This window comes from Nocardia coffeae, from assembly GCF_019890715.1.
Taxonomy (GTDB): Bacteria; Actinomycetota; Actinomycetes; order Mycobacteriales; family Mycobacteriaceae; genus Nocardia; species Nocardia jiangxiensis.
In genome coordinates this window covers 290,236-305,355 of sequence record NZ_JAINZY010000003.1, presented here as the reverse complement: position 1 = coordinate 305,355, position 15,120 = coordinate 290,236, and the positions used below count along the sequence as shown (strand labels likewise).

Here is a 15,120-nt window from a genome sequence, read left to right as displayed (position 1 = left end):
CCCGGTCACTCGGTCTCGGCCGCAACACATTCCAGCGATCAACACCGCGGCGGACCGCGCCGCCTCCCGAGCGCGGTGCACGTCCGCGGCTCAGCTGCGCGGCGGGACCGTCAGGTCGTATACCTGCACGCCGTCGACGGTGACCGCGCTGTAGTGCGCCTGCACCCAGGCGGTGATCCGGCCACCGCTGGTGCCCGGATTCGAAGCGGCACTCGGCGATCCGGGCAAGTTCTCGGGCCGAGCCGTCGCGGACGACGCCGCGCCCGGCTGTGTTGTCGTGGTGTCTCGATGAGCGCTGGTGGTGTGCGCACCGCTTTCATCCGCCGCGGTGACCCGCCCGGTACCGTGCGACTGCGGTCGGGCGTTCATCAGGAAGTAGTGCACATCCCCGTCGGCGACGTACTGCTCGAATTGCGCCAAGGTCGGCGAATCGTCCCGGCCGCTGAATCCGCCGACGGCCAGCAGCGATGCACCCGTGCGCAATTCGATGGCGCTCACCTGTTGGGAGCCGACAGCCGCAGCGGCCCAGCGGTTGTCGGCGTCGGACAGCATCGCATCCAGGCGCGGCGCACTCCGGGTCGACGATTCGTGCCCGGACCCATTGCCGCGCACGCGAACCGGTCCGCTGTACGGACTCCCGCCGCTGTGCGGCAACGCCACCGTCTCCACCGCGTAGGCCGCCGGACCAGCCAGTCCGGCGATCACCGCGACGGCCGCGACCACGACGCCGAACCGCCGCAGCCGGGAGATTCCGAGGATCAGCAACGCTGCCACGGCGAACCCGGCGATCACCAGCGTCCACCGCAGCCAGGGCAGCCAGGGCAGCCAGGTCGGTGTCCCGTCGAGCAGATGGAACACCCACAAACCGGTCGCCGCCGACATCGCACCCAGACCCACCCGGGCCGCGACATGCGCACGTCGCTCCCACAGCAACGTCCCGCCGATCGCACCCAGCGCCGCCAGGGCCGGGGTCAACTCGATCGTGTAATAGGTGTGGAACGAACTGCTCATATAACTGAGCACCAACCAGGTCCCGACGAGCCAACCGCCCCACAGGATCAACGCCGCGCGGGCCGGATCGGTACGCGGCGCGCGGCGGGTCAGCCACAGCCCGGCCAGCAACCCGATCACCGCCGCGGGCACCAGCCAGGCGAATTCGGTCGCCAGCGAGTCCTGGAACAGCCGCAGCAACCCGGTCCCGCCGTGCGCCATCCCCCCGAAATGCGGCGCCTGCGATTGCACCGCCGCATGCGTGGCCGAGCCATCCGTCACGGTCGCCGTAGCGGCGTCCGTCCCATGCGCCGCAGCCGTCGCACCATTCGCGGCATCGGCCGTACCGTGCGTCGCACCTTGCGCTGCGGCGGTCGGTGCATGCGTCGCGACGGCATGCACACCGGCGGTCGCGCCGTCCGTCCCGGCGACCGAGGCGTGCGCGGATGCTGCCTGATGCTTGTTCTTGTTCCCCAGAACCCGGCCCAGACCGTTGTAGCCCACGGCCAGATCCCACAGGCTGTTGTCGGTGGACCCGCCGATGTAGGGCCGAGAATTCGCCGGCCACACCTGAACCAGCGCCACATACCAGCCCGCGGAGATCAGCACCGCCGAACCCGCGGTCACCAATTTCCCGATGCGCGACCAGAATCCGCCCGGCAGCGCCACCAACACCACCAGCGCCAGCCCCGGCAACACCAGGAACGCCTGCATCATCTTGGCCAGGAATCCGAAGCCGACCGCCACACCCGCCAGCGCCAACCAGCCGGTACTCGCCGACCACCACCGCCTCCCCGGCGACCGCAACGCCCGCACCACGCAGTAGGCCGCAGCGACGACCAGCAACATCATCAGCGCATCGGGATTGTCGTAGCGGAACATCAGCGCCGCCACCGGAGTCAGCGCCAGCCCCGCACCCGCGATCAGCCCAGCGGCAAATCCCGCGCACCGCCGCACCGCGCCGTACAGCAGCGCCACCGTCGCGACCCCGATCAACGCCTCCGGCATCAGCATCGACCACGCCGTGAACCCGAACAGCCGCCCCGACAACGCCATCACCCACATCGCGGCGGGCGGTTTGTCGACGGTGATGCCGTTGCCCGGGTCGAGCGAGGCGAACAGCAGCGCCTTCCAGTCCTGCGTACCCGCCTGCACGGATGCGGCGTAGAACGGGTTGGTCCAGCCCGCCGAACTCAGCCCCCACAGATACAGCACGGCCGTCGCGATCAGCAGTCCGGCCAGACTCGGACGCACCCAGCGCGGCCGGGTGTTCCCGGGATCTCGCCGGGACCGCGCTCCGGATGTACCCACGTGCTCCTCGGATACGCTGCCCGCACCCTCGTCGACGCCGGACATCGACACCATGTTCCCGCCTTCCTCCACGGATTCCCCCGTTGTCCGCCAGAGCGTAGAAATGCCGTCTGGCAGGCTCGCTGTGCCGCGGCTGGGAACTTGCTGTGCAGGACGTATGTCCACCTGTTCAGGCCGCCTGCGGTCGCATCATCGGCGGACGCAGGGCCACCGCCGGACCGGCCCGGTACAGCTGCGCGGGGCGGCCGCCGTCACGGGTGCTGGTCCGCCCGGTCGCCTCCACGAATCCGGCGGTACTGGTCACCTTGCGATGAAAATTGCGCGGATCGATCGCGGTCCCCCACACCACCTCGTACACCCGGCGCAGCTCGGCCACGGTGAACTCGCGACCGCAGAACGCGGTGGCCAGCGGCGTGTACTCGAATTCGGCCCGTGCGCGCTCGACCCCGTCGGCCAGGATCCGGTGATGGTCGAAGGCCAGTCGCCCCGGATCGGCCAGAATCTGCTCGGCGGACCAGATCGCCGCGGCCGTGGCATCCCCACCAGCGGTGGGCGCGGGCAGATTCGGCACCAGCGCGAGATAGGAGGTGCTGATGACCCGGCCTCGCGGATCGCGGCCCGGTTCGCCGTAGGTGGCGAGTTGTTCGAGGTGCATCCGGTCCGCGCGGATCCCGGTCTCCTCCCGCAGCAGCCGCACGGCCGCCGTCGAGAGGCTCTCGTCGGTCTGCACGAATCCACCCGGCAATGCCCACCTGCCTCGATACGGTGCGTACAACCGCTGCACGAGCAGGGCACACAGGGTGTCGTTGGGCGCGTTGCGCGCGCCCAGAGTGAGCACGACGAGATCGACGGCGACCGCCGCGTTGAGGCGAAAAGCATTGCCCATGACCGAGATTGTAATCGTCACCCTGACGATAACAGCCGGTGCGGCGGAGCTTCCGGTCGAATGATCAGTTCATTGCGACGGGCATGAACGGTGCGTAGTCACGCACATGCCCCTCCACCCAATCCCACAGCGACACCGGATCCACCGCGACTCCGCGCTGCAGGATCAGCCGCCAGCCCTGAGCCTCCTTCTCCCAGACATCTCCGTCACGATCCAGGTAATAGCCCGCCGCACTCGGTTCGGCGGATCCACTGTCGTTAAACACCAGCACATCTCCTGACTGTTGTTCCACCAGGATCTCCGCGGCCTCCCGCCGCCGGTTCCAGCTCTGGCTCATTACAGCGCACCCCTTCGTACGACAACCCCGGAACGTATTCCGAGACACTCTTCCGAACGACTTCGGATCGAATTAATGCCAACCTTCAACTTCGGGATCAACAGCGTATGCCGACATTAACAAAACCTGCCCGCACCTTGGGTTACGTTCGAGATACAGCCCAAGATCGAGAGCAACCGGAAGGTTTGCCGAAGGCAAATGAGTAATGTGCCCGGACGGGTGATATGACCGAATGCGCGTATGACCGGCCGGGGTGACACGACAACAAGTCTCCGGAGATGTTTCCGTCGCTTGATTACATGCACGACTCACAGAGATGTAAGTTGATTGAAGAATTACGTTTTCATAAATATTCAGCAACTATACGGCATGCGCTGCGGATATTTCCGGTTCGAATGGTCTACCGCGCGGCCCGAACCGCTTCGGGCCCGGACGCGCGACCCGGGCGGACCCGCGATCTCCGAACGCACCCCTTCCAGCGGCGCGTTTGCGTCACCACGCCGAATAGCCATTGACATGGGCGGATGACGCTGGTGCGATTAGGGACAGTTTCGGGGGGTGGCCCGATCCACGGGTATCAGGGGGCCCATCCCGCCACAGAGTCCGGTGTCGGCAGCACGGTGCGCCGGTCACACCGGGTCGGGATGGTTCGGACAGTATCGAAAGGCTGTGCCGCAGATGAGGACAACGTTGCGCGCTCGAATCGCGCTGATGAGCATCGCACTGGCGGGGGTGGCGGCGATCGTGGCCGCACCGGCCGTCGCCGCGCCGATCCGGAGCAATACCTCGGCCATTCCGGCGGGCACCGTGATCGAGCCACCGGTGAACTGTGCGCCCGGTCCGCACCGGCCGCATCCGGTGATCGTGCTCCCCGGCGCCGATGGAACCACCGATCAGACTGCGGTGCAATGGAATCCGATGCTCACCGCATTGCGCGCCGACGGCGGCTGCGCCTTCGTGTTCCAGGGCGGCATCATCAAGGGGCAGCGCTGGGCCGGTGATGTGCCCAGCGAGGCGCGGCAGGTCGCCGATTTCGTCTCGAAGGTTCGCAGGGCGACCGGCGCCGACAAGGTCGACGTCGTCGCGCATTCGGCGGGCAGCTTCGTCGCCCAGTACTACCTGAAGGTGCTGCACGGGGCGTCCTCGGTCCGTGACGCGGTACTGCTCGCACCCGAATCACGCGGTTGCGACGGTGCGGGTCTGCTCGCCCAGTACGGCATCACGAATCCGCCGATGACTCCGGTCCAGGCGGCCGAGGTCGCGCCATATCTGGTGTCCGCGTTGGCGATCATGTTTCCCGGCATGGCGCCCGCCATGCAGATGTCCCCCACCTCCGAGGTGTACCGGGCGGTCTTCGACGGCACGGTCACTCAGCCCGGTGTGCACTACTCGGTCCTGGCCACCCGCAACGATGGCATCGCCACCCCCGCGGTGAGCTGCTCACTGATCAATGAACCCGGGGTGGTGAACGTCGTGTACGAGAACCGATTCCCCACCGCGCCCGTGGTCGATCACTCCACCCTGCGTTCGAGTCCCGACACCACGGCCTGGGTGGTCGAACAGTTGCAGTCGTAAATTCCCGAGCTGGAATATCGAATCCGCCCGCGGTGCGCTCCCCCCACGAACCTCCGCCGGTGCCGCACCTTCCCCGGGACCGGCACCGGCGAAGCATTCGGTGACCCCACCCGCGCCGCCGCGAGCACACCCGGACCACCTCGACCTCTACACTACGCGCCCAACCCGGCCCTCGACCCGCGCAGCACCGCCACTCAACTGCCGAAATACCGAACCAGGCATGCCCTTCGCCGTGTCGATCGGCAACCCTTGACTTCAAGCGCTTGAAGTCTGTTTTCCTGCATATATGTCATTGACCATCCAGGACGCCGCCCGGCGTAGCGGGCTGAGCGAACCGACACTGCGCTACTACGAACAGGTCGGGCTGATCGGCCCGGTCGACCGCGATCCCAGCAGCGGGCATCGCCGGTATCGCGAGGAAGACCTCGACGATCTGCAGATCCTGGCCTGTCTGCGGGCCGTCGGCCTGGGCATCGCGGAGATGCGCACCTATCAGGCGAACCGCACCCGGGGCCACGACGCGGCCGGTGAACAGCGCGATCTGCTGCTGCGCCATGCCGAGCGGATCGAGGCCGAAATCGCGACGCTGCACGTCCACCTCGACTATCTGCAGGCCAAGGCCGCGCTGTGGGATGCCCGCGATCACGGCGACGCCGCCGCGGAAGCCGCGGCGAACGAACGGGTGCAGGGCATGTACCCCCGACTGGAAGCGATGGTGCTGCAATGAACCGAGTTCTGGTGACCGGCGGGACAGGTTATCTCGGCACCCAACTGATCGCCGCACTGCTGCGCGAAGGTCGCCCGGTCCGCACGACGGTGCGCTCACCCGGGAGCGAGGCTCAGGTGCGCGAGGCGGTGCGGCGCGGCGGCGCGGACGACGGCGACCTCGAGATCGTCACCGCCGGGCTGACCGCGGACGACGGCTGGGCCGAGGCGACGAAGGGCTGCGAGGAGGTTCATCACACCGCCTCACCGATGATCCTGTCCCAGGATCCGGACGAGGTGATCGTCCCCGCGCGCGACGGCGCGCTGCGCGTACTGCGGGCCGCACGGGATTCCGGCGCGCGACGGGTCGTGCTGACCTCATCGTTCGCGGCGATCGGTTATTCGCCCAAACCCGGCGCGGAGTACACCGAGCAGGATTGGACCGATCCCGACACGCCGGGTCTGGCCCCGTACCCGCGATCGAAGGCGATCGCCGAGCGCGCCGCGTGGGATTTCCACGAACGCGAGGGCGGCGACACCGAACTGGTCACGGTCAACCCGACGTTCATCCTCGGTCCCACCCTGATCGCGCAGGTGCGTTCGTCACTGGGGCTGACCAAGGCGATGCTCGACGGAACGATGTCCGCCGCGCCGCGTCAGCGTTTCGGCGTCGCCGACGTCCGCGATGTCGCCGATCTGCACATCCGCGCGATGGCGGCCCCCGAGGCCGCGGGCAAACGCTTCCTGGCGCTGGCCGACGGCCCGACGATCAGTTTCCTGGGCATGGCCCGAATCCTGCGCGAGAACCTCGGCCCCCTGGCCGCCCGGGTCCCGACCGAGGAGGCCCCCGGCACCGAACCACCCCGCCTGATAATCCACAACGACCGCGCGAAATCCGAACTCCACTGGTCCCCCCGCCCGGCCGAAACCACGATCGTGCAGACCGCCGAAAGCCTCCGCGACCTCGGCCTACTGGACCACCAATCACAAGCACAACACTCCAGCACACCGTGAGGTGCATGCGCTACCGGCCCCGCACGGAGCGAAGCGGAGGCCATCAGACAGAGCACCAACCCATCCACAGGCCGGTGCCGTAGGCCAGGTCGTCCAGGCGTTTGCAGACCAGATAGCGCAACGGGTCCAGGCCGCCGGGGTCGCGATGGGTGAACCAGTCGGCGAGGCCGTCGGCGGCGGCCATGGTGAGGGCGAATCGGCGCAGCCGGGCGCTGAACACCATGGCTACCAGGGTGACCGGCCAGTAGTCCCGGCACATCGCCGAGACGATGCGCCACACACCCCCGGAGTAGCCGCGTGCCAGGGCCAGCGCGGCCACTCTGGTCGGATGGTCGAGTTCGGCGAAAACCCGGCGTAGCCGCACCAGCGCGGCGGCGAGGGTCACCACCGCGCCCAGCACACTGATTCGGGAGGCGATACCCAGCAGAACCGTCGCCACGACCGCCCACAGCGGAACCGATTGCGGGGCAGCGGTCCCGGGATGCCGGCGTGCCAGCGGAGCAACTCCGGCGCCGTGGGATACCTTGCGCCGGAACCACTGTCCGAACGACACCGGATGATCACAGGCGACGTGCGCGGCCGGTTCGTAGCGCAACCGCCACCCGGCCTGCTCCAACCGGCGACACAGATCGATCTCGACCGCGGAGAACATCTCCTCGTCGAATCCGCCCTCGGTCAGCACGGCACGACGCCGCACCAGCAATGCCGCCCCCGGCACATAGGACACCGCACCGCGTGAACTCACTTCGGCCTCGCGCCGACCACGGTCCAGCGATGAACGGGTCTGTTCGTATCGGCCCAGCACGGTGGCGGCCGGTTCCCGCGCGACGATGCGCGGCGCGACCAACGCCACCTCGGGATCGCTGAAATGTCCGAGCATCACCTCGAGCCATCCGGCCCGGGGCACCACGTTCGAATCCAGGAATGCGACGAATTCGGTGGTGGCCGCGCGCAATCCGGAATTGCGTGCGGCCGCGGGCCCTTGTCGGCGATCGTGCCGCAGTACGGTCACCCGGCATCGGCCGCCGGTGCGCGGAATGGCCACGGGCTTGTCCGAACCGTCGTCCACGATCACCACGCTGTGCCCGCGCAGGGTGCGCAGCAGACGTCCCAGACCGTCGGTGTCGTTGTGCAGCGGCACCACCACGGTCACCTCCTCCGGACGCGGCAGCAGACGCGGGCGCGGATTACCTATCCCAGCATCGAGCAGTCGTCTGGCAACTACCGCGGACTTGGGATCGGTCACCTCGAGGTACCCGTCGCCGATCAGGGCGGCGGCATCCGGCGCGAGTCGCAGCAACCTCGTCGGCGAATCGCCGACGAGGAACCGCCCACCGGAATACGCGCGCACCCTGGGATCGATCCGCACCCCGAACCCGTCGGGCAGTCGCTGATGGCGCATTCCGGAAATGTTATGCGCTGTCAGCCGTTCCGGTGCAGGGTGTCGGAAAAACGGATCGTATTCGGCGTGAACACCCGGGCGAGGAGCCCGGTGCCGGCCGCCTCGCGGACTCGCACCGGATCGCGATCAATGGCTATCGTGCCGCAAACGAACTCACCGACGAACCGGATCGCATTGCGGCATCGAACAGTTCACAACTGGCTAATGCATTCGTGCGCCCGCACGAATGTGCACGGCCGACGAGTGACACACAACCGAACCTCCGCCGGGTCACGCGCTCTAGACTTCGGAGAGAAAGCACGGTGAACAGCCACAACGAGCGGACCACCGGCACAGTCTCGAGGTGTTATGGGAGTCGGACGGATGCAGACCAGTGGGGGCCGTAATGCCGGGGGCGCCGCCAATCAGACACTGTCGGAATCGGAGATCGTGGAGGCCGCGCTGCGCGTCGTGCGGCAGGACGGCGTGGAGAAGTTGTCGATGCGGCGGTTGTCCCGCGAACTCGGCGTCTCTCCGATGGCCCCCTACTACTACGTCGCCGACAAACGCGAACTACTCGATCTGGTGGCCACCGCCGCGTTGACCGGTGTGCGTAAACCGACCCGGGAATCGGGTCCGTGGCAGCAGCGCCTGCGCGAACTGGTCGATCAGATCGATGAGAAATTGCGTAAACATCCGGGACTGGGCGATGTACTCATCGAACAGATGCTCGGCAAACAGTTGGATCTGATCGGCGCTGTGATGGAAATCCTGTCCGATGCCGGGTTCGACGATCGCGCGGTGTTGTCGGCTTATGCGACGATCCATACGTATCTGTTCGGGCGCAGCCGGGTCAATCCGCGCGACCGCGCTGCCCTGGCCGATGCGACATTGCCCGATGCGATGGCCCGTGCGGTCAAGCATATGGGCGACCTACGCGGCCGATACTCCTACGACTTCGGCATGGACGTACTGATCTCCGGTCTGGAAGCCCAGCTTGTCCGGCGGCAGGAGGGCTGCGTATCATGAAATTAGAACACGTTCTAGTTTGATGTTTTCGCGTGAACGCCCGGCCCGAGAGGACGTTATGACCACCGCCGACCCTCGACCCGACCCCGCTGCACCGCACAGCTCCCGCTCGGTGCTGCTGCGGGTATCCGAGGTCGTCAACGAGACGGCCGACGCCTGTTCGCTGGTTTTCGAGGTGCCCGCGGAGCTGCGCGAGCGATTCGAGTACCAGCCCGGTCAGTTCCTCACCCTGCGCATCCCCAGCGAGCTGACGGGCTCGGTGGCGCGCTGCTACTCCCTGGCCAGCTCACCGCACACCGACGACGCCCCCAAGGTCACCGTCAAGCGCACGCCCGACGGATACGCATCGAACTGGGTGTGCGACAACGTCCGCGCCGGGGACACCCTCGAAGTACTGCCGCCCTCGGGCGTGTTCACGCCCAAGGATCTGGACGAGGATCTGCTGCTGTTCGGGGCGGGCAGCGGAATCACGCCGATCATGTCGATCCTCAAATCGGCGCTGGCCGGCGGCAGCGGCCGGATCACCCTGCTCTACGCGAACCGCGACGCCGAATCGGTCATCTTCGCCGATGAACTGCGCGAACTCGCCGACAAACATCCACAGCGCCTGGTGATCGTGCACTGGCTCGAGAACCTGCAGGGCCTGCCGAACGTGGAGAAGCTGGCCGCGCTCGCCCGGCCCTTCGCCGAGCACCGGGCGTTCATGTGCGGGCCCAAACCGTTCATGGACGGTGTGCACGATGCCCTCGCCCAACTCGGCGTGCCGCGCAACCGCACCCATGCCGAGGTCTTCAACTCCCTTGCCGGAGACCCGTTCGCGGACGTCGAACCCGAAGCGGTCAGCGAACAGGAGGCCGCCGACGCCGCCACGGTCGACGTGGAACTCGACGGCGAGGTGCACAACCTGCAGTGGCCGCGCAGCAAGACCCTGGTCGACATCATGCTGAGCAAGGGCCTGGACGTGCCGTACTCCTGCCAGGAGGGCGAATGCGGCTCCTGCGCCTGCACCGTGCTCGAAGGCAAGGTGGAGATGGACAACTCCGAGATCCTCGACCCCGAGGACATCGAGGCCGGATACATCCTGGGCTGTCAGGCACACCCCGTCACCGACCACCTGAAAATCCAGTTCTGAGCTGTATTTTTGGCCTCCGCTTCGCTCCGGCGGGTTTTCGGCGCTGTAAGGCTCGTCGTTCAGCCCTCGAGACTCGGCCTTCGGCCATGCGCTTCGAGGGCTGAACGACGAGCCCGCGCCGAAAACCTTGGAGTTGGTGTTGTTGAGCCTTTCGCTTCGCGGGCGAATACCAGCCGGACAGAGACTCTTCGCCGCCGGGCTTCGCCTCGCTTCGCTTCGGCCGGTTTCAGCGGCTCAGCAGTTGTCGATGCCTCCGCGATACGCGTCTAGTGAAGAGATTCCTTCCCCGGTTGCACGTGTGCCGGAAGACCTCTTCGGCGGCGAGGAGCTGACTCGGGTCCGCACTCTTTCGGTCAGGCGGTGATGACCTCGGCGGGTGCGCCCAGAACCCGCCCGGCTTCGAAGGCCGATGCGCTTGCGGGTAGTTCGCCGGGGCGGCCGCTGTTGACGACGGTGACCGCGCCCGACCCGGCGGTGGAGCGGCCGAGGGCATCCATGCGGCGCAGGGTCTGCACTGCGACGGCTTCGGCGCTGTCGAACAGTCGCACGCCGGGCGGCAGCGCGGCCAGGATGGCATCCATGACCAGCGGGTAGTGGGTGCAGCCCAGGACGACGCCCTCGGTGTCGGGCGGGGTCAGAGCGGCAGCCTTCGCGATGGCCTCCTCGATACCGGCCGGATCGCCGCGATCGATGGAGTCGGCCAAGCCGTGACAGGCCACGCCGGTCACCTCGGCGTCGCCGCCGAAACGCGCGATCAGATCGGCCTGATAGCGGCTCGCGGTCGTCGCGGCGGTCGCCCACACCGCCACCGCGGCGCAGGCGGCCGTCGCGGGTTTGATCGCCGGAACGGTACCGATCACCGGAACACCCGGCCCGACCTCGGCGCGCACCTGTTCCAAGGCCGACACGCTGGCGGTGTTGCAGGGCAGCACGATGACCTCCGCGCCCAGCTCGATCGATCGCCGAGTCGCGTTCAACACCCGATCCACGAGCCAGGACTCGGGTTTCGGACCCCACGGCGCACCGTCGGGATCCAGTTGCAGCAACAGGTCGAGATCGGGCCGCAGCCTGCGCAACCACGCCCCGGTGGTCAGCAGTCCGAGGCCCGAATCGATCAGCGCGACAATCACACCCGCCACTGTATTGGTGACCGGCGCGCTACCGTGCGCCGCACCCGGCTCGTCCGGCCGGACGAGCCGCGTATTTCAGCCGACCCGTTCCCCGGGACGGGTGTTGGCGGCGAGTTCGGCGCGCATCTTCATCACCTTGCCCGCCTTGCCCGCGCCGACCACGGCCGTGAGCACGCCGTCGGTGAGGTAGTGGGCGAGGAACTTGCGCCCGTCGTCCTCGACGATCCGGATCTCGTCGGCCCCGCGAGTCGAACCCAGGACCTGGATCTTCACCTCGTACTGATCGCTCCACACATACGGCACTCCCGCCGCGGGGCCCTCGGCGCCCAGCAGCGCGGCGGCCAGCAATTGGGCCTGCTCACCGGCATTGGTCCAGTGCTCCACGCGACGATGCGCACCGCCCTGACGCCAGGCCGCGACATCGCCGAGCGCCCAGACGTTCTCGACCGAGGTGCGCCCCGTCTCGTCGGCCAGGACACCGCCGCCCGCGGACCGATCGGCCAGCGGGATACCGGATTCGGTGAGCCAGTCGGTCGCCGGCGCCGAGCCGACGCCGATCACCACCAGATCGGCCTCGACGGTCGACCCGTCCGAGAGCCGCGCACCGCGCACCGCGTCGTCGGAGACGACGAGCGATTCCAGACCCACGCCGCAGCGCAGATCGACGCCCTCGGCCCGATGCAGCCGCCCGACCAGCGCACCGACCTGCTCGCCCAGTGAGGCGGCCAGTGGCGTCGGCTGCGGTTCCACGAGCACCACCTCGACGCCGTGAGAGCGGAAACTGGCCGTCAGCTCGCAACCGATGAAACCCGCGCCGACGACCAGCGCACGGGAGGCGCTGCTCAGCCCGTCGCGCAGACCGGCCGCGTCGGCGTGACTGCGCAGCACGTGCACCCCGGCCGCATCGGGCAGCCCGGGAATCCGCTTGGGACGCAAGCCCGTCGCGATGATCAGATGTTCGTAGTCCAGCGCGTTGCCGTCGGCCAGCAGCAGCCGCCGCGCGACGATGTCCACGCCGGTGGCCGCGACGTCCAGACGCAGCTCGATATCGTTCTCGGCGAAGAATTCGGCCGGGCGCAGGGTGGTGTCGTCGGTTTCCCCGCGCACGAACTGTTTGGACAGCGGCGGCCGGTCGTACGGCAGTCGGCCTTCGTCGCCGACCAGTACCAGCCCGCCTTCGTATCCGGCGCGTCGAAGCTCCTCCGCGGCGCGCAGGCCGGACAGCCCTGCGCCGATGATCACGATCGGGCGGCCGGTCATCGGGTCACCCCGGACGTGGCGCGGGCAATGCAGATCTCAGGTTTCGAAAGGCGCACATTATCCAACTTATTCTAGAACCTGTTCTAATTTCGCCACTGTGACGACCGACACGTCCGGCCGTATCGGGTATCGCCACCGAATCGTGCCAGGGCAGGTATTGATCGGGCGGTCAATCAGAGTTATACCGGAAATTGAACACAAATCACCGCCCTGAGGAGGCAAAACATGTTCACCGAATCCCGTGCGCAGGACTTCGTAGCAGTCGTACTCGGTGTCTACACTGCGCTGTCGCCGATATGGGTCGATCACAACGATCGAGCCATGTGGACGTTGATCGTGCTCGGCGTGCTCATCGCCCTGACAGGTCTGGCGCAGATGGCGCGTCCGGCGATGTCCGGTCTGGACTACGCCATGGGTGTGCTGGGCGTCCTGCTGTTCATCGCCCCTTGGGTCATGGACTACAGCTCCTTCAACGGCGCGGCATGGACGTCCTGGATCGTCGGAGTACTGACCGTCGTGGTCGCCGTCGCCGCACTTCCGCAAGTCACGGCACGGATGCATACTGCTCACTGATGCAGATGCCCAAACCCCATCGAGCGGGGCGTCGCCGCAGTAAGAAGGTCGACGGCGACGCCCGGCAGCTCATCCTGGATGCCGCCGAAAGTCTTTTCGCGACACACGGATTCGACGCCACCGCGACCGCGGCGATCGCCACGACCGCAGGTGTGCCCAAAGGGCTGGTCTTCTATTACTTCCCGACCAAGGATTCGATCCTGTCGGCGCTGATGGCCGAGCGGATTCCGGCCAACCCGCTCGACGACATCGATGCCGTCGTCTCCCCGGGAGATCCAGCGGGGAGCCTGATCGCCCTGGATGCCGCGCTGAATCTGCGCGATCACCATTCCTCGGTGCTGCGCGTCATCATGTGGCGCGAGGCCGACACCCATCCCGACGTCCGTAAGCAGTTGCGGCGCATGCGCGATCAACTGCTCGATATCACCGCACGGGTGCTGCAGGCCAGCGCGCCGGGGCCGGTGCAGCCCGGCACGTTGCGCGCCTGCGCGGGCGCGTGGGTCTCGGCGATGTTGGCCATCGCCACCACCGACCGGCTGCACACCCTGGATGGTCTGAGCCTGCCGACCGCCGACGAGATCCTGAGCATCTCGAAGGTCGTCGCCGCGGGCATGACCCATCTGGGCTGAGCAGTTTCCGCGCTCGGCCGTCGAATCCTCCGGCGTGGCGAAACGGACCGCGAGACGGTGAACTATCCACACCCCCGAGTTGTCCACATTCGTCCCGAGGCAAGTCCGAAAGAGCTTCGGCGCACCGATGATCGACGCATGGGAACCCCGCAACCGATCTCCCGCCGCGATGCCCTCGCCACCGGGCTGTCGGATTCCGATCTGCGCAGGCTGTGCCGGCACGGACTGTGGCATCGTGTCCGGACCGGGCACTATCTCAGCGCACCGGCCGAGACGCTCAGCGCGGTGGACCGGCATCGAGCGCTGATCCGGGCGACGATCACCGCAACCACCGATGCCGCGGTGGTGAGCCATGTTTCGGCGTTGGTCGGGCACGATCTGCCGACCTGGCGGATTCGGCTGGACCGCGCCCATCTCACCCGCGCCCGCCGCAACGGCGCGCGGGTCGGCCGCTTGCTCGTGGTGCACGCCGGGCAGCTCGCGGCCGACGAGGTCGTCGCGGTAGCGGGCATCCGCTACACCACCGCGGCGCGCACGATCCTCGACATCGCCCGCACCGAAGGTTTCGAGCAGGCGGTCGCGGCCGGTGACGCGGCGCTGCACCGCGGCGCGACGACGGCGACACAGCTGCGCGAACAGTTGCATCGCGCGCGGGCGCGCCCCGGCTACCGACAGGCCGCACAGGTCCTGACCTTCCTCGACGGCCGCAGCTCCGGTGTCGGCGAATCGCGTCTGCGAGTGGCGATGGCCGCGGCCGGACTGCCCGCCCCCGAGGTGAAGGCTCGAATACTCAGTCCCGACAACAGCTTCGTCGCCCGCGTCGACTGCCTGTTCCCCGAACTCGGCGTCGCGGCCGACTTCGATCCGAGGCCGGAGATCGACCCCGACCCCGGCCACCCCGAGGCCGCCGAACGGGCCGCGTTCGCCGCCGAACTGCGCGACGACCGGCTGCGCGCTCTCGGCTGGATCCCGGCCCGATGGACCTGGGACGAACTCGACGATCCCGCGGAGGCGGCCCGCCGGATCACCACCGCCGCCGAAGTCGCCGCCCGCCTCACCCGCCACGGGCGGTGGGTTCCCGCACCCCGGCTCCGATGATTTCACACCGTCCGTATCTTCCCAGCTACCAAGCGAATCGAGTGCGCCTGTGGATAATTCGACGACCCGC

At 67.7% G+C, this 15,120-nt stretch carries 14 protein-coding genes; 8 read left to right on the top strand and 6 right to left on the bottom strand.

Annotated features, from left to right (window positions below; genetic code table 11):
- Positions 1-90 precede the first annotated feature (90 nt).
- The 3 genes from K7711_RS14990 to K7711_RS14980 all read right to left on the bottom strand — a co-directional run bounded on the left by K7711_RS14990 (position 91) and on the right by K7711_RS14980 (position 3,524).
- Positions 91-2,346: a glycosyltransferase family 39 protein gene (locus tag K7711_RS14990; RefSeq protein ID WP_222970354.1), complete on the bottom strand. Its 2,256-nt coding sequence runs from the start codon at positions 2,344-2,346 to the stop codon at positions 91-93.
- A 124-nt stretch (positions 2,347-2,470) separates the two neighbouring features.
- A complete protein-coding gene (locus tag K7711_RS14985; RefSeq protein WP_222969859.1) occupies positions 2,471-3,187 on the bottom strand; it encodes an NUDIX hydrolase in 717 nt (238 codons plus the stop codon).
- A 64-nt stretch (positions 3,188-3,251) separates the two neighbouring features.
- On the bottom strand, positions 3,252-3,524 hold the full coding sequence (locus tag K7711_RS14980; protein WP_040818970.1) for a hypothetical protein: 273 nt from the start codon (positions 3,522-3,524) through the stop codon (positions 3,252-3,254).
- 711 nt (positions 3,525-4,235) lie between these two features.
- On the opposite strand from K7711_RS14980, the gene K7711_RS14975 reads away from it, so the two are divergent.
- The 3 genes from K7711_RS14975 (at position 4,236) to K7711_RS14965 (ending at position 6,818) form a co-directional block, all read left to right on the top strand.
- Positions 4,236-5,099 carry an esterase/lipase family protein gene (locus K7711_RS14975; RefSeq protein WP_222969857.1) on the top strand — a complete coding sequence of 288 codons (864 nt, stop codon included), beginning with the start codon at positions 4,236-4,238 and terminating at the stop codon, positions 5,097-5,099.
- Positions 5,100-5,385: 286 nt separating this feature from the next.
- The gene (locus K7711_RS14970) at positions 5,386-5,826 is read left to right on the top strand and encodes a MerR family transcriptional regulator (RefSeq protein WP_222969855.1); all 441 of its coding nucleotides are present in this window, start codon (positions 5,386-5,388) and stop codon (positions 5,824-5,826) included.
- Positions 5,823-6,818 carry an NAD-dependent epimerase/dehydratase family protein gene (locus K7711_RS14965; protein ID WP_222969853.1) on the top strand — a complete coding sequence of 332 codons (996 nt, stop codon included), beginning with the start codon at positions 5,823-5,825 and terminating at the stop codon, positions 6,816-6,818. Before K7711_RS14970 ends, K7711_RS14965 begins: the two co-directional genes overlap by 4 nt.
- Before the next feature lie 43 nt (positions 6,819-6,861).
- Here K7711_RS14965 and mftF read toward each other — a convergent pair whose 3' ends face one another.
- Positions 6,862-8,220 (bottom strand): mycofactocin biosynthesis glycosyltransferase MftF, encoded by a 1,359-nt coding sequence (mftF, locus tag K7711_RS14960; RefSeq protein ID WP_222969851.1) that lies wholly within the window; start codon positions 8,218-8,220, stop codon positions 6,862-6,864.
- A gap of 363 nt (positions 8,221-8,583) precedes the next feature.
- On the opposite strand from mftF, the gene mftR2 reads away from it, so the two are divergent.
- Together mftR2 and K7711_RS14950 are read left to right on the top strand one after the other, a co-directional pair.
- Positions 8,584-9,228, top strand: a complete 645-nt coding sequence (gene mftR2 / locus K7711_RS14955) for a mycofactocin system transcriptional regulator MftR2 (protein ID WP_051192698.1) — start codon at positions 8,584-8,586, stop codon at positions 9,226-9,228.
- A gap of 58 nt (positions 9,229-9,286) precedes the next feature.
- The gene (locus tag K7711_RS14950) at positions 9,287-10,360 is read left to right on the top strand and encodes a ferredoxin--NADP reductase (RefSeq protein ID WP_222969849.1); all 1,074 of its coding nucleotides are present in this window, start codon (positions 9,287-9,289) and stop codon (positions 10,358-10,360) included.
- 353 nt (positions 10,361-10,713) lie between these two features.
- Here the strand turns inward: K7711_RS14950 and K7711_RS14945 are convergent, their stop codons facing one another.
- Together K7711_RS14945 and K7711_RS14940 are read right to left on the bottom strand one after the other, a co-directional pair.
- On the bottom strand, positions 10,714-11,490 hold the full coding sequence (locus K7711_RS14945; RefSeq protein ID WP_222969847.1) for a glutamate racemase: 777 nt from the start codon (positions 11,488-11,490) through the stop codon (positions 10,714-10,716).
- 75 nt (positions 11,491-11,565) lie between these two features.
- Positions 11,566-12,750 (bottom strand): NAD(P)/FAD-dependent oxidoreductase, encoded by a 1,185-nt coding sequence (locus K7711_RS14940; protein WP_222969845.1) that lies wholly within the window; start codon positions 12,748-12,750, stop codon positions 11,566-11,568.
- 225 nt (positions 12,751-12,975) lie between these two features.
- Between K7711_RS14940 and K7711_RS14935 the strand changes: the two genes are divergently transcribed.
- From K7711_RS14935 to K7711_RS14925, 3 genes are all read left to right on the top strand, one after another.
- Entirely contained in the window at positions 12,976-13,323 is a 348-nt protein-coding gene (locus tag K7711_RS14935) for an SPW repeat domain-containing protein (RefSeq protein WP_222969843.1), read from the top strand.
- A complete protein-coding gene (locus tag K7711_RS14930) occupies positions 13,323-13,952 on the top strand; it encodes a TetR/AcrR family transcriptional regulator (RefSeq protein WP_085997646.1) in 630 nt (209 codons plus the stop codon). Before K7711_RS14935 ends, K7711_RS14930 begins: the two co-directional genes overlap by 1 nt.
- A 138-nt stretch (positions 13,953-14,090) precedes the next feature.
- Positions 14,091-15,050 (top strand): type IV toxin-antitoxin system AbiEi family antitoxin domain-containing protein, encoded by a 960-nt coding sequence (locus tag K7711_RS14925; protein ID WP_222969841.1) that lies wholly within the window; start codon positions 14,091-14,093, stop codon positions 15,048-15,050.
- The last annotated feature ends 70 nt before the right edge of the window (positions 15,051-15,120 follow it).